The organism is Campylobacter coli LMG 9860, from assembly GCF_000254135.1.
Lineage (GTDB): Bacteria > Campylobacterota > Campylobacteria > Campylobacterales > Campylobacteraceae > Campylobacter_D > Campylobacter_D coli.
In genome coordinates, this window is record NZ_AINS01000006.1 from 1 (window position 1) to 21,568 (window position 21,568).

General features: G+C 31.6%; 24 protein-coding genes. 4 read left to right on the plus strand and 20 right to left on the minus strand.

Annotated features, from left to right (window positions below; all coding sequences use genetic code 11):
- The 7 genes from CCO88_RS00915 to CCO88_RS00945 form a co-directional block, all read right to left on the minus strand.
- Nucleotides 1-876, minus strand: an 876-nt coding sequence (locus tag CCO88_RS00915) for a glycosyltransferase family 2 protein (protein WP_002839062.1), incomplete at its 3' end; no start/stop codon positions are given.
- Nucleotides 869-1,873 carry a glycosyltransferase family 2 protein gene (locus CCO88_RS00920; RefSeq protein WP_002799671.1) on the minus strand — a complete coding sequence of 335 codons (1,005 nt, stop codon included), beginning with the start codon at nucleotides 1,871-1,873 and terminating at the stop codon, nucleotides 869-871. The genes CCO88_RS00920 and CCO88_RS00915, both read right to left, overlap by 8 nt.
- Complete coding sequence (locus CCO88_RS00925; protein ID WP_002806621.1) at nucleotides 1,874-2,317, minus strand: acyltransferase; 444 nt, start codon at nucleotides 2,315-2,317, stop codon at nucleotides 1,874-1,876.
- Nucleotides 2,307-2,708 carry a sugar 3,4-ketoisomerase gene (locus CCO88_RS00930; RefSeq protein WP_002839065.1) on the minus strand — a complete coding sequence of 134 codons (402 nt, stop codon included), beginning with the start codon at nucleotides 2,706-2,708 and terminating at the stop codon, nucleotides 2,307-2,309. The genes CCO88_RS00925 and CCO88_RS00930 overlap by 11 nt, the downstream gene beginning before the upstream one ends.
- Nucleotides 2,705-3,736: a dTDP-glucose 4,6-dehydratase gene (gene rfbB / locus CCO88_RS00935; protein ID WP_002839067.1), complete on the minus strand. Its 1,032-nt coding sequence runs from the start codon at nucleotides 3,734-3,736 to the stop codon at nucleotides 2,705-2,707. Before rfbB ends, CCO88_RS00930 begins: the two co-directional genes overlap by 4 nt.
- A 3-nt stretch (nucleotides 3,737-3,739) precedes the next feature.
- Nucleotides 3,740-4,618 (minus strand): glucose-1-phosphate thymidylyltransferase RfbA, encoded by an 879-nt coding sequence (gene rfbA / locus CCO88_RS00940; protein WP_002839068.1) that lies wholly within the window; start codon nucleotides 4,616-4,618, stop codon nucleotides 3,740-3,742.
- A gap of 9 nt (nucleotides 4,619-4,627) precedes the next feature.
- Entirely contained in the window at nucleotides 4,628-5,464 is an 837-nt protein-coding gene (locus CCO88_RS00945) for a glycosyltransferase family 2 protein (RefSeq protein WP_002839069.1), read from the minus strand.
- Nucleotides 5,465-5,522: 58 nt separating this feature from the next.
- Between CCO88_RS00945 and CCO88_RS00950 the strand changes: the two genes are divergently transcribed.
- The gene (locus tag CCO88_RS00950; RefSeq protein ID WP_002839071.1) at nucleotides 5,523-6,476 is read left to right on the plus strand and encodes a glycosyltransferase family 9 protein; all 954 of its coding nucleotides are present in this window, start codon (nucleotides 5,523-5,525) and stop codon (nucleotides 6,474-6,476) included.
- Between the two features lie 6 nt (nucleotides 6,477-6,482).
- Here CCO88_RS00950 and CCO88_RS00955 read toward each other — a convergent pair whose 3' ends face one another.
- Genes CCO88_RS00955 through CCO88_RS00975 form a run of 5 tightly spaced genes read right to left on the minus strand, consistent with a single transcriptional unit; the run spans nucleotide 6,483 to nucleotide 10,687 of the window.
- On the minus strand, nucleotides 6,483-7,238 hold the full coding sequence (locus tag CCO88_RS00955; protein WP_002839073.1) for a glycosyltransferase family 25 protein: 756 nt from the start codon (nucleotides 7,236-7,238) through the stop codon (nucleotides 6,483-6,485).
- A complete protein-coding gene (gene gmhA, locus CCO88_RS00960; protein WP_002806601.1) occupies nucleotides 7,238-7,798 on the minus strand; it encodes a D-sedoheptulose 7-phosphate isomerase in 561 nt (186 codons plus the stop codon). The genes CCO88_RS00955 and gmhA overlap by 1 nt, the downstream gene beginning before the upstream one ends.
- Entirely contained in the window at nucleotides 7,795-9,180 is a 1,386-nt protein-coding gene (rfaE1, locus tag CCO88_RS00965) for a D-glycero-beta-D-manno-heptose-7-phosphate kinase (RefSeq protein WP_002786305.1), read from the minus strand. The genes gmhA and rfaE1 overlap by 4 nt, the downstream gene beginning before the upstream one ends.
- Nucleotides 9,173-10,126: an ADP-glyceromanno-heptose 6-epimerase gene (gene rfaD / locus CCO88_RS00970; protein ID WP_002780616.1), complete on the minus strand. Its 954-nt coding sequence runs from the start codon at nucleotides 10,124-10,126 to the stop codon at nucleotides 9,173-9,175. Before rfaD ends, rfaE1 begins: the two co-directional genes overlap by 8 nt.
- A complete protein-coding gene (locus CCO88_RS00975; protein WP_002839075.1) occupies nucleotides 10,127-10,687 on the minus strand; it encodes a D-glycero-alpha-D-manno-heptose-1,7-bisphosphate 7-phosphatase in 561 nt (186 codons plus the stop codon). It abuts the gene before it with no gap.
- A gap of 76 nt (nucleotides 10,688-10,763) precedes the next feature.
- Here CCO88_RS00975 and CCO88_RS00980 point away from each other — a divergent pair, with 76 nt between their 5' ends.
- Complete coding sequence (locus CCO88_RS00980; protein ID WP_002777238.1) at nucleotides 10,764-11,063, plus strand: c-type cytochrome; 300 nt, start codon at nucleotides 10,764-10,766, stop codon at nucleotides 11,061-11,063.
- Nucleotides 11,064-11,092: 29 nt separating this feature from the next.
- Here CCO88_RS00980 and CCO88_RS00985 read toward each other — a convergent pair whose 3' ends face one another.
- Together CCO88_RS00985 and CCO88_RS00990 are read right to left on the minus strand one after the other, a co-directional pair.
- Entirely contained in the window at nucleotides 11,093-11,293 is a 201-nt protein-coding gene (locus CCO88_RS00985) for a cbb3-type cytochrome oxidase assembly protein (protein WP_002777240.1), read from the minus strand.
- Entirely contained in the window at nucleotides 11,286-13,649 is a 2,364-nt protein-coding gene (locus tag CCO88_RS00990; RefSeq protein WP_072233352.1) for a heavy metal translocating P-type ATPase, read from the minus strand. Before CCO88_RS00990 ends, CCO88_RS00985 begins: the two co-directional genes overlap by 8 nt.
- A gap of 112 nt (nucleotides 13,650-13,761) precedes the next feature.
- Between CCO88_RS00990 and rho the strand changes: the two genes are divergently transcribed.
- Both rho and CCO88_RS01000 read left to right on the plus strand, forming a co-directional pair.
- Nucleotides 13,762-15,060: a transcription termination factor Rho gene (gene rho, locus CCO88_RS00995; RefSeq protein ID WP_002780613.1), complete on the plus strand. Its 1,299-nt coding sequence runs from the start codon at nucleotides 13,762-13,764 to the stop codon at nucleotides 15,058-15,060.
- A gap of 2 nt (nucleotides 15,061-15,062) precedes the next feature.
- Nucleotides 15,063-16,619 carry a DNA polymerase III subunit gamma/tau gene (locus CCO88_RS01000; protein ID WP_002787752.1) on the plus strand — a complete coding sequence of 519 codons (1,557 nt, stop codon included), beginning with the start codon at nucleotides 15,063-15,065 and terminating at the stop codon, nucleotides 16,617-16,619.
- An 11-nt stretch (nucleotides 16,620-16,630) separates the two neighbouring features.
- On the opposite strand, the gene CCO88_RS01005 is transcribed toward CCO88_RS01000, so the two are convergent.
- From CCO88_RS01005 to CCO88_RS01030, 6 genes are all read right to left on the minus strand, one after another.
- On the minus strand, nucleotides 16,631-18,754 hold the full coding sequence (locus CCO88_RS01005; protein ID WP_002810027.1) for a heavy metal translocating P-type ATPase: 2,124 nt from the start codon (nucleotides 18,752-18,754) through the stop codon (nucleotides 16,631-16,633).
- On the minus strand, nucleotides 18,754-18,957 hold the full coding sequence (locus CCO88_RS01010) for a heavy-metal-associated domain-containing protein (protein ID WP_002777252.1): 204 nt from the start codon (nucleotides 18,955-18,957) through the stop codon (nucleotides 18,754-18,756). The genes CCO88_RS01005 and CCO88_RS01010 overlap by 1 nt, the downstream gene beginning before the upstream one ends.
- Nucleotides 18,947-19,888 carry a CDF family cation-efflux transporter CzcD gene (gene czcD / locus CCO88_RS01015; protein WP_002777254.1) on the minus strand — a complete coding sequence of 314 codons (942 nt, stop codon included), beginning with the start codon at nucleotides 19,886-19,888 and terminating at the stop codon, nucleotides 18,947-18,949. The genes CCO88_RS01010 and czcD overlap by 11 nt, the downstream gene beginning before the upstream one ends.
- A gap of 74 nt (nucleotides 19,889-19,962) precedes the next feature.
- Entirely contained in the window at nucleotides 19,963-20,232 is a 270-nt protein-coding gene (locus tag CCO88_RS01020; protein ID WP_002777256.1) for a TFIIB-type zinc ribbon-containing protein, read from the minus strand.
- 57 nt (nucleotides 20,233-20,289) lie between these two features.
- Complete coding sequence (locus tag CCO88_RS01025) at nucleotides 20,290-20,784, minus strand: threonine/serine exporter family protein (RefSeq protein WP_002780608.1); 495 nt, start codon at nucleotides 20,782-20,784, stop codon at nucleotides 20,290-20,292.
- A complete protein-coding gene (locus CCO88_RS01030; RefSeq protein WP_002780607.1) occupies nucleotides 20,781-21,557 on the minus strand; it encodes a threonine/serine exporter family protein in 777 nt (258 codons plus the stop codon). The genes CCO88_RS01025 and CCO88_RS01030 overlap by 4 nt, the downstream gene beginning before the upstream one ends.
- Between the last annotated feature and the right edge of the window lie 11 nt (nucleotides 21,558-21,568).

The following is a 21,568-nucleotide window of genomic DNA, read 5'->3' on the forward strand; positions in this document are numbered from 1 at the left end:
ATTATTATAAAAATTCATTATTTTCGAATAGCCCCATATTTGTCTTTCTTTGTTATCCGATAAGAGCGCCATCCTGCCTAGAAAAAATTCTAAAACATCATCGAAAGGCTCCAGCTTCAATGCCTTAATCTCCTCTTTGAATACATTTTTTAAAAGTTTAATATCTTGACATTGTAAAAAAGTATCCATTAAGGCATAAATTTCCAAATTTTCCCTAGTGTGCGTAGCTAAAATATTACTACTAATATTACTTTTTTTTTCAAGCTCTCTTCGATATTTTATAAGTTGCCTTTCTATGAAAATGGGTTTACCTCTTAAGAGTAAATTGATATGTATTTGCGTATCTTGTTGATTACACATAGAACTTGGCAAAGGAAAGAAATCACAAAAATCTTTTTTTATCATCATGCCAGGAGAAGTAAGTCCATTTCCTTTCATGAAAAGATAGTGCAACAACTCTATTCTATCTTGAAAAACTTCTTTATGAGTGGTTTTAATGATATTATTATCTTCATCAATCCATAAAGTTCTAGGGTATGCAACAATTGCATCACTTGTACTTAAAGTTTTATACAAAATTTCCAAAGCATCAAATTCAAACATATCATCGCTAGCCATAAATACTATATAATCTCCATTTGAGTTTTCAAAAGCGGTGTTTAGGGCTGCATTTATACCTTGGTTAAATTCATGCTTTATAAGCTTTATTCTAGGATCATGAAATTTTTCTATTTCTTTTATGCTTTGGTCACTAGAACAATCATCTACTATAATAAGTTCAAAATCATTAAAAGTTTGATTTAATACACTCTGTAGATAAGCACTGATATATTTTTCATGGTTAAAACATGGCGTTAAAATTGAAATCTTAGGCATTTTCTAACCTTTTGTAGTAGAATTTAATTTTATGAAACAACACAATAGATTTTCCCATTTTATCTCTTTCTTTCCTAAAAAAATAATCTCTTATTATTCTATAAGGTTTTAAAAGTTTTTGGTTTTCATCTAAATATCTTTCAATCTGATTTTTTTCTTCGTTATTGAAATTATGCTTGTTTTTACAATATAACTCCTGTAAACTATAAAACATTTTATATCTATCTTGATTAATTTTCTTTATTATATCTTTAGACATATTAAAACTTTTTGCCAAAGTCTCTAGCTTATAAAGACCTTTAAAGGTATCAAACAATTTTATACTTAGTTTTTTAGTGACACTATCTTCATTTTGATAATATATATACACACCATTTTTAGCAAAAGCAATATATCTAGAATTAATAAAAAATTCTCTAGTGCTATACTCATCGCCATTCATCCCCTCTTCATACCATTTAAGCTTTTTAACTAATATTGTCTTATACATTCCCAAACCCGATATTCTCCAATCCAAACTATAAGAAAATGCTTTTTTTCCATCTAAAATTTTGCTCTCACTCCCGCATTGGTTAACTATACCGCAAATAGTGCGCTTTTTAGCCTGATTGGGATATAAAAATACAAGTTTTGGTATAATAATATCAACATCAATATCTTTTGCTTTTAATTCCTCGTAGCGTTTCACACACTCACTAAGACACTCTGGGTTGATTTCATCATCACTATCTAAAACAAATATAAAGTCACCGCTGATAAATTCTAAAGCATAATTTCTATTTGGAGCTGCCATCCCACTGTGCTTTTTTGTAAAAGCTTTTATTCTATTATCCTGTCTAGAAAATCCTAATAATTTATCATATGTACCATCGGTAGATCCATCATCAACACATATTAATTCCCAATTTTTATAAGTTTGATTCAAAACAGACATTACACTTCTTGACAAATAAGCAGTGCAATTATAACAAGCCATAATAATTGAAATTTTTAACATCTAAAAAACTTTTAATATTTTACAATAATAAGTTGCATTTGGTAATACATCTCTTGTAACAATTGCTCCAGCTCCTATCATTGCATTTTCACCTATGGTAATGCCTGGCAAAATAGTTGCATTTGCTCCTATGCTTGCGCCTTTTTTAACAATCGTTTTGGAAAATTCTTCGGGATATTGTTTAGATCTTGGATATTTGTCATTGCAAAAAGTTACATTAGGGCCTATAAAAACATTATCTTCTATTGTTATACCATCCCAAATTTGAACACCGCATTTAATTGTAACATTATTTCCAATTACAACATCGTTTTCTATAAAACAATGAGAGCATATATTACAATTATTTCCTATTTTGGCATTGGGTAAAACTACACAAAATTGCCATATATTTGTATCTTTGCCTATATTATTACTTTGCACATCTGACATTTTATGTATCATTAATATTCCTTAAAAATTCTTCATAGTCTCTAATGTATTCTTTTTCATTATAAAAATCGCTTGCTAATACAAGTAATTTCGCTCCATAAGAAAAATTTTTCATCTCTCGCCACATATTTTTACCTATAAAAATCCCCATATCCGGACGATTTAAGATTATATTTTTAATATTTTTTCCATCATTTAAAACAAGCTCGCATGATCCCTCCATCATGATTAAAACTTGCTCTAATTCTCTATGTGCATGAGCTCCTCTTGGAAATTCTGGCTTGGTATCATAAATATAATAAATCCTTTTTATTTCAAAAGGAATTTCTTTTAAATTTTCCAAAGCTATCAAACTTCCCCTATTATCACTTTTTGCATTAAAATTTAATATTTTATAATTCAAAAATTATCCTTATATTTTTCCACATACCATTCAATAGTTTTTAAAATTCCACTTTCAAAACTTTCCTTAGGCTTCCATCTAAGCTCTTTTTGCAATTTTGAAGAATCGATTGCATAACGTTTATCATGCCCTGCCCTATCTTTTACAAAGGTAATTTGCTCCTTATGGGATCTTGCTTTAGGAAATTTTTTATCTAAAATTTCACAAATTAAAGTAGCAATGTCTATATTTTTCCATTCTTCATTGCCTCCTATATTAAAAGTATCAAAAAAATTTCCTTTACTTTGCAAAGCAAAGTGTAAAATCTTATCAATCGCCTCACAATGATCGTTTACATAAAGCCAATCTCTAACATTTTTTCCATCACCATAGATAGGAATATTCTCCCCATTTAATGCCTTGCGAATTATAGTAGGAATAAGCTTTTCATCATGTTGCTTAGCTCCATAATTATTGGAGCAGTTGGAAATCACCGCATTTAAGCCATAAGTATGGTGAAATGATCTTACTAGCATATCACCAGAAGCCTTAGAAGCAGAATAAGGAGAATTTGGAGCATACGGAGTACTTTCGCTAAAATACCCCTCTTCTCCCAAGCTTCCAAAAACCTCATCGGTGCTAATATGATAAAATAAAGCATTTTCAAATCCTACTTTAGCTTTAAAAGGCTCATCAAACCATATTTTATATGCACCATATAAAAGATTAAAAGTGCCGTTAACATTTGTTTTTATAAACACATCAGGACTACTGATGGAATTATCCACATGAGATTCTGCGGCAAAATGAATGATAATGTTAATTTTATGTGCATTAATGATCTTTTCAACCAATTTTATATCACAAATATCACCCTGATAAAAAACATAGTTTTTATTACCGCTAATATCTTTTAGATTTTCTAAATTTCCAGCATAAGTTAATAAATCAAGATTAACAACTTTATCATTTGGGTATTTATTGCAATAAAATTCAATAAAATTCGAACCTATAAATCCTGCTCCACCTGTAATTAAAACATTATTCATCTTTTAAATACCTTGCTCAAGTAGTTTTCTAAGATAGACTCCGTAGCCACTTTTGTCAAGCAGCTTTGCGCGATCTAACAATCTTCTCTCATCTATCCAGTTATTTCGAAAAGCAATTTCTTCCAAACATGCAATCTTGTATCCTTGTCTAAGTTCTATTGTTTGCACAAATTCTGAAGCTTCTATTAAGCTGTCATGCGTACCTGTATCAATCCAAGCAAAACCTCGTCCTAAAATTTGCGACTTTAATCTATTTTGTTTCAAATATTCTATATTAACATCAGTAATTTCAAGTTCTCCTCTAGAGCTAGGTTTTACACTTTTTGCTATTTCAATAGCTGAGTTATCATAAAAATAAAGCCCAGTTACCGCATAATTGCTCTTAGGATATTGAGGTTTTTCTTCCAAACTTAAAACCTCGCCATTTTTAGAAATTTCAGCTACACCAAAACGATCCGGATCTTTTACATGATAAGAAAATATACTAGCATAGCCATTTTTAGAATCATTTTTAGCATTTTGCAACAAATCGCTAAATCCTTGTCCATAAAAAATATTATCCCCTAAAATTAAAGCTATATCATCATTTTTTATAAAATTATCCGCTAAAATAAGTCCTTCTGCTAAGCCTTTTGGCTGCTCTTGTACACAATACGAAATTTCCATGCCAAGCCAAGAACCATCACCAAAAAGCTCTTGAAATTTACTCGTATCTTTAGGCGTGGAGATAATCAAGACTTCGCGAATTTTAGCCAACATCAAAACAGATAGAGGATAGTAAATCATGGGCTTATCATAAATTGGCAAAAGCTGCTTACATAAAGTTAAAGTGATAGGATAAAGCCTCGTACCACTACCACCGGCTAAAATAATTCCTTTCAAACACACTCCTTAAGCAAGATCTAAAGTATCTATTTTAGCAATTCTAGCCTTTAAATCTTTTTCCTCTTTCTCCAAAACCTCAAGCAATCTTTTACAAAATTCATCGTCTTTTGATTCCAAAGAAAGCTTTTTTATAAGCTCATTGCTTCTTTTTTTGTCTTTGTAATTTTGCCACAAAATTTCTTTATTTTTGTTTTCATATCTACCCTTTTCATTAAATTCATAATGATAAATACACTCTTTAAAAACACCTATTTTATCGCATTCTAAAAAATTCATATAGCAAAAAAGTACATCTTCGCCATAGCTCAAACGCTCGTATAAATTTATCCTTTCAAAGCTTTTCAAAATCAAATCTTTCCTAAAAAGCTTCGCCCAAACCGACCAGCAAAAATGTCTTTGTTTGCCTAAAAATTCGAAAAATTCTTTTTGATTAAAAACTTCATCTTGTTTAAAACGATAAAATTGTTTGGTTTTGACTCTATGCACAAAAGCATCAAAGCAAATCAAATCAAAGCCTTGTTTTATTTTACCTAAAGCCACCTCACAAGCATTTAAAGCTAAAAAATCATCGCTATCTAAAAATATGATAAAATCAGCCCTAGATTTTAAAACTCCTAAATTTCTAGTCGCAAAAGTGCCTAAATTTTCATCATTTTGAAAGATCCTTATCCTCTCATCTTTTTTAGCCAATTCTAAGGCTATTTTTACACTCTCATCTTTGCTTTTATCATCAATAACCAAAATTTCAATATCTCTTAAAGTCTGATTTATACAGCTTTGCAAAGCTCTTGTGATAAATTCACAAGAATTAAAAAGCGGGATTATGATCGAAAGTTGTGGCATATTTTTCCTAAATTTTGTTAAAATAATAAAAACAATTCTATCAAAGTTTAGGAAATTTATGAAAATTTTTATACATCTTCCCACTTGGCTAGGCGATGCAGTGATGGCTTCGCCTGCTTTATACGCTATAAAAGAACATTTTAAAAATGCCCAATTTATCCTTTATGGCTCTTTGGTTTCCACAGCACTTTTTAAAGAATTTCCTAATTCTAAAATCATCATAGAAAATAAACAATCTCGCTATAAACAAGCCCTATCTTTACGCAAAGAACTTGGCAAAATCGATTTTAGCTTTGCTTTTAGGTCTGCGTTTTCTTCTAAGATTATCTTACATATTCTTAAAACAAAGCAAAGATATTTTTTTGACAAAAACAAGCACAAAGAAGAACATCAAGTTTTAAAATACCTTTATTTTATAGAAAACTCACTTAGTATAAAAGCTCATTTTAAAGACTTAAAGCTTCCCTTTAAGCTAAAATTTCAAAACCCTCTTGTCTTAAAAAATGGTAAAAAAATTCTAGGACTCAACCCTGGTGCAAGCTTTGGAAGTGCAAAAAGATGGGATGTGAGTTATTTTGCTAAAGTGGCTTTAAATTTCAGCCAAAGTCATGAGATTTTAATCTTTGGTGCAGGAAAAGCCGAACAAGAACTTTGTAATGAAATTTATCAAATTTTAAAAGAACAAAACATAAAAGTAAAAAATCTTTGCAATAAAACTACCATCAAAACCCTTTGTCAAAATATCGCTTTTTGCGATCTTTTCATCACAAATGACAGTGGACCTATGCACATAAGTGCGGTTTATAAAGTAAAAACCGTGGCTATTTTTGGGCCTACCAAATTTACTCAAACTTCACCTTGGCAAAATGAAAATGCAAGATGGGTGCATTTAAATCTAGCTTGTATGCCTTGTATGCAAAAAACCTGCCCTTTAAAACACCACAAATGCATGAAAGATTTAAAACCAGAAATCATCATAGAAGTAAGTAAACAATTGCTATTTCTAAATTAATTAAAATTATACTTCACGTCTTAAAAATTTTATTGCCTTTTGTTTATATGTAAATTTTAAATAAATAAAATACAACCTACAAATTTCTTTAATTATTCTTTTAAAAATAGGTCTTTTGTCTTTTTTTCTCTCTTCAATAGTGGAATTAATATCTGTTGTCTTTAGTAAAAGAGGAGTGTAAGTTATAGTAAAAACTTTACTATAATAATACATATCCATAACATTATCCACTGGTTTAATCCAAAATTTTAAATTATCAATAAATTTTAAAGCCGAAATAGGTTTTATAAGATACCCTTGTGTTCCGCCAATACTATCCAAAGTAAACAAAAAATTATCATTAAGCTTCAACATTTTACCTTGTGTTAAATAACAAAGTCTTACATATTCATACTCACTCTTTGATAATTCTTCTATGTATTCTTCCCCATTATTTAAAAATTCATCGCTAAATTCCACATCATCTTCTAGGATGATTATAGGCTCATCAATTTTTACGCATTCTTGCCAAAGTTTATAATGACTCGCAAAACAAGCCTTTTCTCCATCGCTAAGCTCTCTACCTAAAACCCAAGAAGCCCACCAAGGAAAATGTTGTTTAAATTCTAAATGTTCTTTATTTTTAGCATCAACTGCCTTAAAGAAAATAAATTCTAGCTTGTTTTTTAAATTAGGATTCTTTTCAAAAAGTTTTTGAATTTGCTTTTGCATGTACTCTTTTCTATCTAAAGAACGCTCTAAATTAATGATAAATGCCTTCATCAAAAGTTCTCATCCACTATCTGACAAAGCGTGTGTATGATTAAGATATGCATTTCTTGAATTCTAGCCGTATCATCACTTGGCACGACAAGATTATGATCGCAAAGCTCATTCATCTTTCCACCTCCTTTGCCACTAAGCCCCAAGCAAAGCATATTTAGTTCTTTAGCCTTTTTAAATGCTTCTAGGACATTAGGACTTTTTCCACTGGTTGAAATGCCTATTAAAATATCATTTTCATTTCCCAAAGCTTCTACTTGCCTTGAAAAAACAAACTCAAATCCATAATCATTGCCTATAGCACTAAGTGCTGAAGTGTCTGTTGTCAAAGCTATACCCGCTAAAGCTTTGCGTTCTTTTTTATATCTGCCGCTAAGCTCCGCTGCAAAATGTTGAGAATCCGCGGCACTCCCACCATTTCCACAAATTAAAATTTTTCCACCTTTTTTTAAACACTCACACAAAAGCTCGCCTACTTTTGCGATTTGCCCTTTTAAAATTTCACTTGCTTTGGCAACTTTTTGATGTTCTTGCCATTCTTTTTCTACTAAATTTATCATTTTTTATCCTTGATTTTTTCTATAATCTTACTCGTACTAAAACCCTCTTCAAAATCGATCAATTCAACTCTTGAAACCAAATTTGAACCCACCACAAGCTTGTCTTTATAATCAGCTCCTTTTACCAAAACATCAGGCTTTAAAAAGCTTATAAGCTCTAAAGGTGTATCCTCATCAAAAATCACTACAAAATCCACAAAATAAAAAGCCGCAAGCATACAAGCTCTTTGAAATTCTGAATTTACAGGACGATCTTCGCCCTTAAGCCTTTTTACACTTTTATCAGAGTTTAAGCCCACGATTAAAATATCGCCCAATCTTTTTGCTTTTTCAAGATATTTTATATGTCCAAAATGTACGATATCAAAACAACCATTTGTAAAAACGATCCTTTTATCACTTTGTTCTAAAATCTTTAAAAGCTCTTCTTTGGTTTTGATCTTTTTTTCAAAGCCCACGCGTTTAAAGCTTTTCATCTCATCAAAACTCACACTCACGCTGCCTATTTTACTCACTACAATAGCTGCTGCTTCATTTGCTATCTCACAAGCTTTAAAAATTTCCACTCCACTAGCTAAACAAAAAGCCAAAACAGCGATCACGCTATCACCTGCTCCAGTTACATCATAAACTTCTAAAGCTTTAGCAGGAGCTATGCGTAAATTCTCATCAAAAAAAGCAATCCCTGCTTCTGAAAGTGTGATGATAGAATAACGCAAACTAAAATCTTCTTTTAGTTTTTTAATACCTTTTTCTAAATTTTCGCCCTCTAAATTCTCAAATTTCAAAACCTCTAAAGCTTCTTTTTTATTGGGTGTTAAAAGCGTTGCTCCACTGTATTTACCAAAATCATTTCCTTTAGGATCGATTAAAATAGGTATATTTAGCTCATTTGCTTTTTGGATAAAAGCCTTACACACTTTAGGCGTTAAAACTCCTTTTGCATAATCACTTAAAACCACAGCTTTAAAATTTTCAATTCTTTTGTTAAACAATTCTACAAGCTCATCTTCTAGCAAAATCGCACTCGTATCCTCTTCATCAAGTCTTAAAACTTGCTGATTATGTGCCATGATGCGATTTTTAAAAGGGGTTTTGCGTCCTTTTTGGATTAAAAATTCTCCTTTTAAATTTTCTTTTAAAAATTTCCCACTCTCATCATCTCCTACGACACCAAGCGCAAAAACATCTGCTCCTAGACTTTTTAAATTTGCATAAACATTTGCCGCTCCGCCTAGTCTTTTATCTTCTTTTAAGGTTTTTGCCACTAAAACAGGAGCTTCAGGACTAATGCGCGAACAATCACACCAAGTGTAATTATCCACCATGAAATCCCCTATGATAAGAATTTTTGGATTTTGATCACTTAAAAATTCAAGCATTCACTTCCTTTTCAAAAAGTCTTTTGATTTCTTCCAAATAATCCCTTATACCCTCTTCTAAACTAAATTTTGGCTTATAACCCCAAGTTTCATCTAATTTTGCTTGAGTATGAAATTGATAAGATTTTGCATAAGGATTAGGGATATACTCGCAAGTTAAATTTGTATGAAGTTCTTTTTGTAAAATATCTACTATATCTTGAAAGCTTCTTGCTACTCCACTTCCTACATTATAAACCCCGCATTTTGATTCAAGAGCGATTAAATTTGCACTGATAACATCTTTAATATAAGTAAAATCTCTAAAAATTTGATCACTTCCTTCAAATAAACGCGGATTTTTTCCAGCTAAAATTTGATGAGCAAACTGCACCACCATCGAAGCGGTTTTATTTTTATAAAACTCACCCTTACCATAAACATTAAAATACCTAAGTCCTACCAAATGGGCTTTATCGTAGTATTTTTTAGCTAGCTTATCCATCATAAATTTGGAAAATGCGTAAGGATTTTTAGGCTCTTCATCCTTGCCTACGGTTTGTGGGCTTTTTGCATCGCCATAAACAGAAGCTGAACTAGCATAAACAAGCTTTGCGTGAAGTTTTATGCTGAGTTCTATAAAATCTTTAAAAGTATTAAGATTCGTCTGTAAAACCTTAGTTTGATCAAAAACCGTTGTATCTGAAATCGCTGCTTGATGAAAAATCACTTCGGGTTTAAAATCTTCGATTTTTTTTAAAACCTTTTCATCATTAATATCACCCACAAAAAGCTCACCATTAAAATCGAGTAAATTTTTAAAGTGTCCAAAACTTTGCAAATTTCCATTTTCAAAAGTCGCATAACTACGCATTTTATCGATGATTAAAATTTCATGCTTATCTTGTAAATTTAAGGCAAGTTGTGAGCCTATAAAACCTGCGCCTCCTGTGATTGCTATTTTCATCTATCTTCCTTTTTTTTTGAAAAAATCTAAAAGTTCGTTTAAATTTTTAAATTGTCTAAAAAAATCGCCTTCTTTTTCTTCTTCATTTACCAAACACAAAGTGCCAATTTGTGCATTTTTTCCAGCTTGCATATCGCTAAGATTATCCCCTATAAAAATGGAGTTATCCATATCTATATCAAATTCTTCCCTAGCTTTTAAAAGCATCCCTGCCTTAGGCTTGCGACACTCACAACCCTCCAAATGAGGACAATGATAAATTTTATCAATCTTTATATTCTCTTTCAAGAATTCATTAAGCATAAAATCACAAAGCTTAAAAAAGTCTTCTTGGGTGTAATATCCTCTCGCAATGCCTGATTGGTTTGTGGCTACAAAAAGCAAGTATTTTTGCGCTAAAAAATATCTACAAAGCTCAAAAATTCCATCACAAAACTCAAAATCCTGAATTTTATAGACATATTTTTTATCTATATTTATAATACCATCCCTATCTAAAAATAACGCTTTTCTTTTCATAGAATATATTATAATATAATTCAAATTAAAGAAAATAAACATTTTGATATTTTTAAGAAAAATGTTAAAGTTAAAAATATATAATTATTATGTATTAAAACTTTTCAAGGAGAATATAATGAAAAAATTATTAGTAGTTTCTGCTTTAGCATGTCTTGGCGTATCAGCTTTCGCCGCAGATGGAGCTACACTTTTTAAAAAATGTGCAGTATGTCACGGCGCAAAAGCAGATAAAGTTTATCTAAATAAAGTTCCAGCATTAAAAAGCATCTCTTCAGCTGAAAGACTTCAATATATGAAAGAATACTCAGAAGGTAAAAGAAATGCTTATGGACAAGGCGCTATCATGAAAATCAACCTTAAAGGTTTAACTGAAGAAGATTTCAAAGCTATCGAAGCTTATATCGAAACTTTATAATTTTAAGGCTTTCAAAATTTAGAAAGCCTTTATTTTCTCTTTTCTAAAGCTTCTTTTTTTCTTTTTTCTAATTCTATAGCATCGCGCAAAGCATCCTCATCATCATTTAGAGTAGTAAATTTATAATCATCATCAAATTGTTTAGTCCTTATCCCCCAAAGCAAGGTAGCCAGTATAATAAAAAAACCCAGTATTGAAACCCCTATCATCATCATGATTACACTATTCATTTTTTATCCTTAAAGCATTTAAAATCACCATTATACTACTAAAAGACATAGAAAGCGCTGCAATTAAAGGATTAATTAAACCTAAAAATGCCAAAGGTATGGTAAAAGCATTGTAAGCTAAAGAAAGGATTAAATTTTGCTTGATAATTTTATAAGTATCCTTAGAAAGCTTAATGGCGTATTTTAAAGAAAGCAAATCATTTTTTAAAAGCAAAATATCACTATTTTCAATCGCCAAATCACTCCCTTCTCGCAAAGATATTGCCACAGCAGCATATTTTAAAGCCAAGGCATCATTGACTCCATCGCCTACAAATAAAACTTTTTTCTTATGACTTAAATTTTCAATTGCTTGCATTTTATCTTGAGGCAAGCAGGAAGCATAAAAAGAAGTAATTCCTAATTCTTTGGCAATTTTTTCAACCGCTCTTTCATTATCTCCACTTAAAATCATCGTATCAATCTTAGCTTGTTTAAGATAAGATATAAGCTCTTTAGCACCTTCTCTTAATACGCTTGAAAATTCAAAATAAGCAAGAATTTCATTATCACGCACAAAGATAAAATGAGAATTGTTAAATTCTTTTTTACATTTTATCCCATTATCTTCTAAAAATTTCGAACTTCCGCCCAAAAATAAAGTATTATCAAGACAAGCTTTAATGCCCTTTGCTTGAATATTGCTCAAACCCTTAAAATCCAAATTTAAAAGCTTTGCATTTTTATCTTGTAAAAACTGCGCTACACTTTTAGCAATAGGATGATTTGAAAGCGATACAAAGCTATAAAACTCATTTAAATTTAGCCTTTCATCTAAAAAAACTTCAGCTATTTTTAATTGGGTTTGAGTAAGAACTCCTGTTTTATCAAATACTGCTATATCGCATTTTGAAAGTTTTTCAACCACGCTTGAATCCTTAAATAAAATCGCTCTTTTTAAAGCCTGACCCAAAGCGATAAGATTGCTTACTGGAGTAGCTAAAGCTAGAGCACAAGGACAAGCAATGATTAAAACAGAAATCGCATGAACAAGTGAAATTTCGACACTTTCTTGATGATAAAACAGCCAAAAGAAAAAACAAAGCAAGGCAAGAGTTAAAATGGTACGAGAAAAATAAGCAGAAATTTGAGAAACCAAGCTTTCAAGTCTAGCTTTTTTGGTGCTAGCAAATTCCAAAAGCCTTATGATTTGATTTAATTTAGAATCCTTATAAAGCTTGCTTGCTTCATATTCTATACTTCCATCTAGCACAATACAAGCTGAATTTACAACACTACCCACGCCCACAAAGCAAGGCTCATTTTCGCCACTTAAAGAAGAAGTATCGATACTTGCTTCACCCTTTTTGCAAATTCCATCTATGAGAATTTTATCCCCACTTTTAAGTAAAATCCTATCTCCGATATTGACCTTTTGAACATCTTTAGGCTCAAAATCTTTGCCATTGAAAACCAAAACTTCATTTTGTAAAAAATCATTTAGGCCATCTACTGTATCCAAAGCGCGTTTTTTGCTAAACATTTCAAGATATTTACCTATAAAAACAAAGCAAATAATCATAGCCACAGAATCAAAATACACCTCGCCTACTCTAAAAAACATCGCCCATAAAGAGTATCCATAAGCCAAACTTGCTCCGCTTATAACCAAGCTATCCATATTTAAACTACGCATTTTTAGAGCTTTAAAAGCACTTTTATAAAAATTTGAACCTGCATAAAAAAGCACAGGAGAGCAAAGGATAAATTCAGCAAAATTTAAAATATCTTTAATATCCCTATCCATACCGCTAAAAAATCCCGCATATTTTGCTACTGCTATCCACATGATATTCATCACACAAGCAATGGCAACTATGAGCTTAGAGTAAAATTCTCGCTTGATCAAATCTGCTTTTTTGGAATTTTTAGATGGATCATAAGCACTGGCTTTATATCCTATACTTTCGATAAGATTTAAAATTTGCGCCAAAGAAACACTTTGTTCATCAAAAACAATGCGTGCTTTATGCGAAAGATGATTGATATCTAACTCCAAAATTCCTTCTTGTTTGGTTAAAACTCTCTCATTAAGCCAAACACAAGCGGAGCATTCTATGCCGTGTATCATGAGATAAATTTCGCTAAAACCCTCTTTGGTTTTGGTGATAAACTCATCATAATTTTTGTTAGAAAATTCCAAGCTAACTGGCTTTAGTGCGTTATTGCCCAATCTTTCGTAAAATTCATCCAAGCCACTTTCATGTAAAATTTCCCAAACACTCAAACAGCCCCTACAGCAAAAAAATTTACCCTTAGCTTCTATCATTTGAGATTTTTGATAATCTAGTCTACAATGTTCACATTTCATAATCATTCTTTAAAAAAATATTTTTTATAATTATAGACAAATTTGACAAAAAGTATATTTTTTTACTAAAATCACGGTTTTAATTTGCTACAAAATTACTGCTTTCTTGCGAGGACTTATGGAAAAAGAAAAAAAACAACATCAAAGAACCCACATTCCAGTGGAGGGTTATAAAATTGAAGACTTAAAACTACTTGACTTAGAAAACCTAGTTAAAATAGCTAATGAATGCGAGATAGAAAATCCTAGAGAATTTCGCCGTCAAGAACTCATTTTTGAAATTTTAAAAGCCCAAACCAAAAAGGGTGGTTTTATCCTTTTTACAGGAATTTTAGAAATTTCTTCAGAAGGTTATGGCTTTTTAAGGGGTATGGATTCAAATTTAAGCGATAGTGTCAATGATGCTTATGTTTCAAACTCACAAATTCGTAAATTTGCTCTACGCGTGGGCGATATAGTAACTGGACAAGTTAGAGAGCCTAAGGATCAGGAAAAATACTATGCTCTTTTGAAAATAGAAGCGATTAATTATTTGCCTTTGCAAGAAGCTAAAGAAAGACCTTTATTTGATAACTTAACTCCTATTTTTCCAACAGAAAAAATCAAACTCGAATACGATGCTATGAAATTAACTGGAAGAATTTTAGATCTTTTTACCCCTATAGGTAAAGGACAACGCGGACTCATCGTAGCACCGCCAAGAACGGGTAAAACAGAACTTATGAAAGAGCTAGCAAGTGCGATTGCTAAAAATCATCCTGAAATGCATTTAATCGTTCTTTTAGTCGATGAAAGACCTGAAGAGGTTACTGATATGCAAAGATGTGTAAAGGGTGAAGTGTTTAGCTCTACTTTTGATTTGCCTGCTTATAATCATGTTCGCGTGGCAGAACTAGTTATCGAAAAAGCAAAAAGAATGGTAGAAACAGGCAAAGATGTTATCATTTTGCTAGATAGTATCACAAGGCTTGCTAGAGCTTATAACACTGCAACTCCAAGCAGTGGAAAGGTACTAAGTGGTGGGGTAGATGCTAATGCACTTCATAAACCTAAACGCTTTTTTGGTGCAGCAAGAAATATAGAAAATGGCGGATCTTTGACCATAGTAGCAACTGCACTTATCGACACAGGTTCAAGAATGGATGATGTGATCTTTGAAGAATTTAAAGGAACGGGTAATAGCGAAATAGTCTTAGATAGAAATATTTCAGATAGAAGAATTTATCCTGCGATTAATATCATCAAATCTGGAACTCGAAAAGAAGAACTTTTACAAGGAGTGGCAGAACTACAAAAAATTTGGGCTATTCGTTCAGCGATTTCTCAAATGGATGATATCGAAGCGCTTAAATTTCTTTATTCAAAAATGTTAAAAACTAAAGACAATGTAGAACTTTTATCTATTATGAATGAGTAGAGATGCTTCAAGCCTTAGCGATTAAATACAGACCTAAAACCTTTGATGAACTCATAGGACAAAAAACAGTCAGCACAAGCTTAAAATATGCATTAAATCACAATCGCCTAGCTCATGCTTATCTCTTTTCAGGCTTACGCGGAAGCGGTAAAACTTCAAGTGCCAGAATTTTTTCTAGAGCTCTAGTTTGTGATAATGGCCCAAGTGATACTCCTTGTGGAACTTGCAAACAATGCCTTGCCGCACTTGAAGGTAAACATATAGACATCATAGAAATGGACGCCGCTAGCAATCGCGGGCTAGAAGACATACAAGCTCTTATTGAACAAACTAAATATACCCCTTCTATGGCAAGATTTAAAATCTTTATCATCGATGAAGTGCATATGCTAACACCTCAAGCTGCTAATGCACTTTTAAAAACACTAGAAGAACCTCCAAGCTATGTGAAATTTATCCTAGCGACCACCGATCCTTTGAAATTGCCCGCTACCGTGCTTTCAAGGACACAACATTTTCGCTTCAAACAAATTCCACAAAATGAAATTTTAAATCATTTAAAAGAAATTTTAAACAAGGAAAATGTCAAATTTGAAGAAGAAGCCTTGAAATTTGTCGCAAGAAGTGGAAATGGCTCTTTAAGAGATACTCTTACCTTGCTTGATCAAGCTATTATCTTTTGCCAAAATGATATAAGCACGAGTAAGATTACTGATATGTTGGGTTTTTTAGATCCTGCTAAAATCAAAGAATTTTACCATGCCATTTTAACCAAAAACAAGGATAGAGTTTTTGATTTTTTAGAAGAGCTTAAAGACTATGAAGCCTCAAGCGTGATCGATGAAATGCTTTTTTATCTAAAAGAAAGTTTTTTTGCAAAAAGCAGTGAATTTTCAACTCTCATTTATGAAAGGTTTTTCCGTATCCTAGCAAGAGCAAAAAATCTCATCTGTGATGATGATGGCTTTACGCTTTGTGTGATGGCTTTTATGATGATGGAAGCAAGTCATTTAAAAGAAATCGATACACAAATTAATGAAATTCAAAAAAACCTTACAAATACAAATTCTAATCTAGAAAAACAAGAGGTGAAAACCCCTATAGTATTAGAGATTCAAAAATCTTCAACGATTAAAAATGCATACGAAATTTTACTTGAAAAAATCTACGATAGAGATTATGAACTTGGAGAATGCTTTAAACAAAGCACTCAATTTATAAGTTATGAAAATGAAATTTTAACTATTAGTTCAAATGCGCAAGGAAGTAACCGCGATAAGCTTAATAAGGGCTTTAAACTCATTCAAGAACTTTTTAGAAATCATTTTGGCTCTAATGCTAAAATTGTCGTGCAAAAAGCAATCATTATAGATGAGAGCAAATTACAATCCCTAACCCAAGAACTGCCTCAACAAAATAATGAAGCACAAGCTCCTAAAAAAATAGATCTTCACTCTTCTTTTAATGAGCTAAAACAAGGAGCAAAGAAATTTGATCCTCAAGAGGATACAAAAGAAGCTTTAAGAGAATATTTTGGCGAACCCAAAATAGAAAACTAAGTCTCTAAAGCTTAGACTTTTCTAAGTCTTAGAGAATTAAGCACTACACAAAGTGAGCTAAAACACATTGCAAGTGCTGCTAAATGAGGACTTAAAGTGATGAAAGGCACAAAGCCTGCGGCTATGGGAATACAAAGAATATTATAAAAAAACGCCCAAAAAAGATTGAGCTTAATAATATTTTTTGTCTTTTTAGCAAGCTTAAAACACCAAGAAATAAGCCTTAAATCATCTTTCATAAGTATAAAATCTCCAGCATTTTTAGCTAAATCACTTCCTTCTTTAAAACTCATACTCACACTTGCTAAATTTAAAGCAGCTGCATCATTAATCCCATCTCCTACAAAAAGTGAATTTTGCTTATGCTCTTTAATGATTTGCAATTTTTCTTCAGGCAACAATCCTGCCTTAAAATCAGCAATACCCAATAAATTTGCGACACTTTGTACGCTTTTTTCATTATCTCCACTTAAAATAATGCTTTGAATTTTTTGCTTTTTAAAATCCTCTATAAGCTCTTTAGCCCCTTCTTTTAAGGTATTTTTTAGAGTAAGCACCCCTAAGCACTCACCATTTTTAGCAAAATACACACAAATTAAAGCTTCTTCTTTTAAACTCTGTAAAAATTCATCTGCCTTTTCTAAATTTTTTACTCCACTCTCTTGCATAAATTTTAAATTTCCTAGCAAGTATTCTTCATTTTCTTCTATGTATTTTACACCCTTGCCTATAAAAATTTCACTACTTCCTTTTAGAATTTGAGCTTTTATCTTAGAAGCTTCAAAGATAGCCTTAGCGATAGGATGAGAACTTGAACTTTCGATTAAGGCTAGCATTTGAAAATCTTTAGCATTTAAATTGTGCCTAAAAAGTTCTAAATTATTTTGCGTTAAGGTGCCTGTTTTATCAAAAAAAGCTGTCTTGATTTTATTTAAATTTTCTAAAGCAGCAGGGTTTTTGATTAGGATAAAATTTTTCATCGCCGCACCTTGAGCGGTGATTAAAGCGATAGGAGTTGCAAGCCCTAAGGCGCAAGGGCAAGAGATTAAAAGGACTGCACAAGCGTGTAAAAAAGCTTCACTTACGCCTGCTTTAAAGCTCCAAAATACAAAAACTGCCAAGGCAAAAGCGATTATTGTGATGACAAAATATCTAGAAATTCTATCGACTGAATTTTCCAAAGGAGTTTTGACATTTCCTGCTTTAAAGACAAGATCTTTGATCTGTTCTAAAGTACTATCCATAGCCTTTTTACTTGCTTTTATATGTAAATTTCCATTTAAAAGTATAGAGCCTGCCTTTATCTCATCATCAACTCTTACACTGCTAGGCAAAAATTCTCCGCTTAAAAAACTCGTATCAATCTCGGCCTTACCTTGGATCACTACCCCATCAACTGCTACGCTTTCACCCTCTCTTACTACTATAATATCTCCATTTTTAACAAAAGCACTTAAAATTTCATTAAGCTCCCCTGCTTCGTTTAAAATTTTAGCCTTTTTTATATCAATTTCATTGAGTCTTTTTTGATAATTCAAAGCCTTAAATTTAGCATTTGTCTCTAAAAATTTACCCAAAAGCACAAAACTTATAATCATGGCCGCACCACTAAAATAAAGGTGCTTTTCATCTTCAAAAAGATTTAAATATATACAAAAAGAGTAAGCAAAGGCACTGATACAGCCTAAAGCGATTAAGGTATTCATATCTAAATTCCAATTTTTTAAACCCTTAATCGCATGAGAAAAAAAAGTCCTACCGCAATAAAAAATCACAAAAAAGCTTAGAAGCATTTGCATATTTTGACTTAAAAAACTTGTGTCAAACATTTCAAAATACATAATCAAAGCACTTAAAACTATGCTTAAAAGCAAATTTTTACGCAAGGAGATGAGTTCTTTTTTACGGTATTCTTCCAAATTTTGCTCATTTTCTAAAATCTCAAAGCCAAGACTTTGAATTTTTTCAATCACATCTTGACTCCTTGCCTCATCTTCGAGTAAAAATACCCCACTAGAATTCACATAAGAAACACTTGCATCACTCACTCCTTGTATTTTCTTACAAGCACGCTCTATGGCATTAGAGCAATTTACGCAAGTCATTTTGCCTATTTTTACACGAAATTCTTGCATTATTCAATCTTTTCTAAAACTTCAAAACCAAGTTCGCCAAGTTCTTTTTTAAATTCTTCTTCTCTTGAGCTATCTAAATTCAAACTTAGCGTGCGGGGATTTGCATCAAGATCTATTTTGATCTCTCCAAAAATATCTTCTAAAGAATTTTTAATCAAATTTGCACAATTTTGACAATTGATATTTGCGACTTTAAATTTCATTTTTACTCCTTAAAGGTTGAATGGTAATATGCCCTATTTCAAATCGGTGTAACAAATCATGCGACAAATCATAAGATAATTGTTCAAATTCTTTTAAATCATCGATATTAACTCGTAAATGCATAGAAGCTACTAACATTTTATTGGTAATTTGTGTGATATGCAAATCAATCACCTCTTCTACTTTAGAATTTAAAAGCAAAGCTTGTTTTACCTCTTCTATATCCACAGGAGAGGTTTCAAGTAAAATATTTACACTTTGCTTAAGAAGTGTTATAGCCCATCTTAAAAGTAAAAGCGATAAAATAATAGCTAAAATCGTATCTATATAAACTATACCGCTAAAATATACAGCAATACCACCTATAATCACTACCAAAGAGCCCAGCAAATCACTCATCATATGCAAAAAGGCTGATTTCATATTGACATTTTCTAAATTTGCGCCTCTAAACATCATAAAAGCATTTATAGCATTGACTAAAAAACCTAAAACAGCTACTATAATCATAGTTTTAGCATCGATACTGCTTGGATTTATAAGCTTTTCTATAGCTTCATAGATGATAAAAATCGCTGATAAAATGATAGTTAAAGCATTGATAAATGCGACCAAAATTTCTAAGCGAAAATAACCAAAAGTCTTTTGATGATCCTGCCATTTTTCTATAGCGATAATAGCTAAAAAACTAAGTGTTAGAGCAAAAACATCTGAAAACATATGCAAAGTATCACTTAAAAGCGCAAGAGAATTAGAAAGTAAAGAGTATATAAATTGAACCAGCATCATTGAAAAAGTCATCAAAAGAGAAATTTTCAATATTTTTTTATCCACACTCCTTGCATCAGCATGATGATGTTCATGAGAGTGATCTTCGTGGTTATGTTTAGATTTATTCGCTAAGGGTTCGTGTAGTAAAAATTCATACATTTTATATCCTTTTTGCTTGATATTTTAAGATATTAAACTAAAAAGGATATAAAGATTTATATTTTTCATAAAAATTAAAAATCAAAAAGTTCGCCTAGCCAGCTTTCTCTTTTTTTCTTTTTGTAATAATGATCGTGGCTTTGGTGACTATAAGAATGATCATTATATCTAGGCTCTTGTCTTGGAGCTTGGTTAAAACTTGCCGTATTAGGAGTGCTGCGTTCTATGATTTTATCAAGTTCTCCACGATCAAGCCAAACACCACGACACTTTGGACAATAATCAATCTCAACTCCGCTTCTATCGCTCATTACCAAATCAACATTACAAACAGGACACAACATGTATTTTTCCTTTTTTATAAAATTTTCAAAATTATAATAAGAAAGATTAAACAAAAATCAATGCTTTTTAGCATGCCTTGTCATCATAAAACTTTGCTCAAAGAATATAAGCAAGGTAACGCTTACCCCTATAGCCAAAGCCAAAGTTACCGAAAGTGTGGTAAAAAAATAATCAAAAAACTGCACCAAAAATTCAGACTTAGCCTTTAAATCATCACTGCGTATAAAAGAGATAAGATATAAAATAGCCTTATAAGCATAAATACCAGGTATCATAGGAATAAGCGCAGGAAAAGCAATAACCTCAGCAGGGGTTTTAATAATCTTAGCCAAAGCAATACCCAAACAACCCACGCAAAAAGAAGCTACAAAAGTTGCAATTGCCAAAGTTTCAAAATGAAAATATTCTATCAAAGTAAAGCGAAGTCCGTGAGCAATGGCCGCTAAGAGTGCAGATAAAATAAGAGTTTTTAAAGGAGGATTACAAGCATACGCGAAACCAAACCCAGCCATAGCAGCAAAAAACATATCTTTTAAGATAAATTCAATCATTGTAAAATCCCAAATTTTGAAATACTAAGAGTCATATAAATTCCAAGAGCAATACAGCAAATTAAAATAGCTACGCTGATAATACGACTTAAACCCATTAAAATATGATCTTTTAATATATCGATTATAGAATTGATAAAAAATACCCCCGGTATAAGATATAAGATACTAGAACCAAGTGCTGCATCAGAAGTATTTGTATAGCCCATATCTAAACCCAAAAATACAAACCAAGAAGAAACAAAAGAGCAAAGAATGTATTGAATTCTTAAATCTATTTTTATCTTAGTAAGAGCAAATCTTAAAAGCAGTCCTAAAAAAGTCGCAAAAAATACCAAAACCCCTGCGCCAAAATCCCCGCCAAAAAGTCTACAAAAACCTGAATTAGCTATAGAAACAAATAAAAGATTTAATACATAAGAATGTTTTTTTTGAATACTTATAGCATTAAAGGCTGATTTTGCTTTTTCAAGTTCGTATTTGTGATCGTATATGGCCCAACTTAAAGCACTTAATTCAAAAATAAGTTTAAAATTAATATGAGCATGATGATTAGGTATCACATAGGTTCTTTGTATGGAATTATCTTCAATATCTACAATATTTAAAGTGATATGGTGAAAAAAGAAATTAATATTGATCTCATATCCATAAACTTGAGCTATCCTGCCAACGCATTTAGCAACTCTAGCTGTGTAGGTTCCTGCGCTTAAAAGTGTTTTGGTATAGTCGATTAGAAAATTTGTTAAACTTTGAATATCAGGCTTTTGCATATTTATAATTT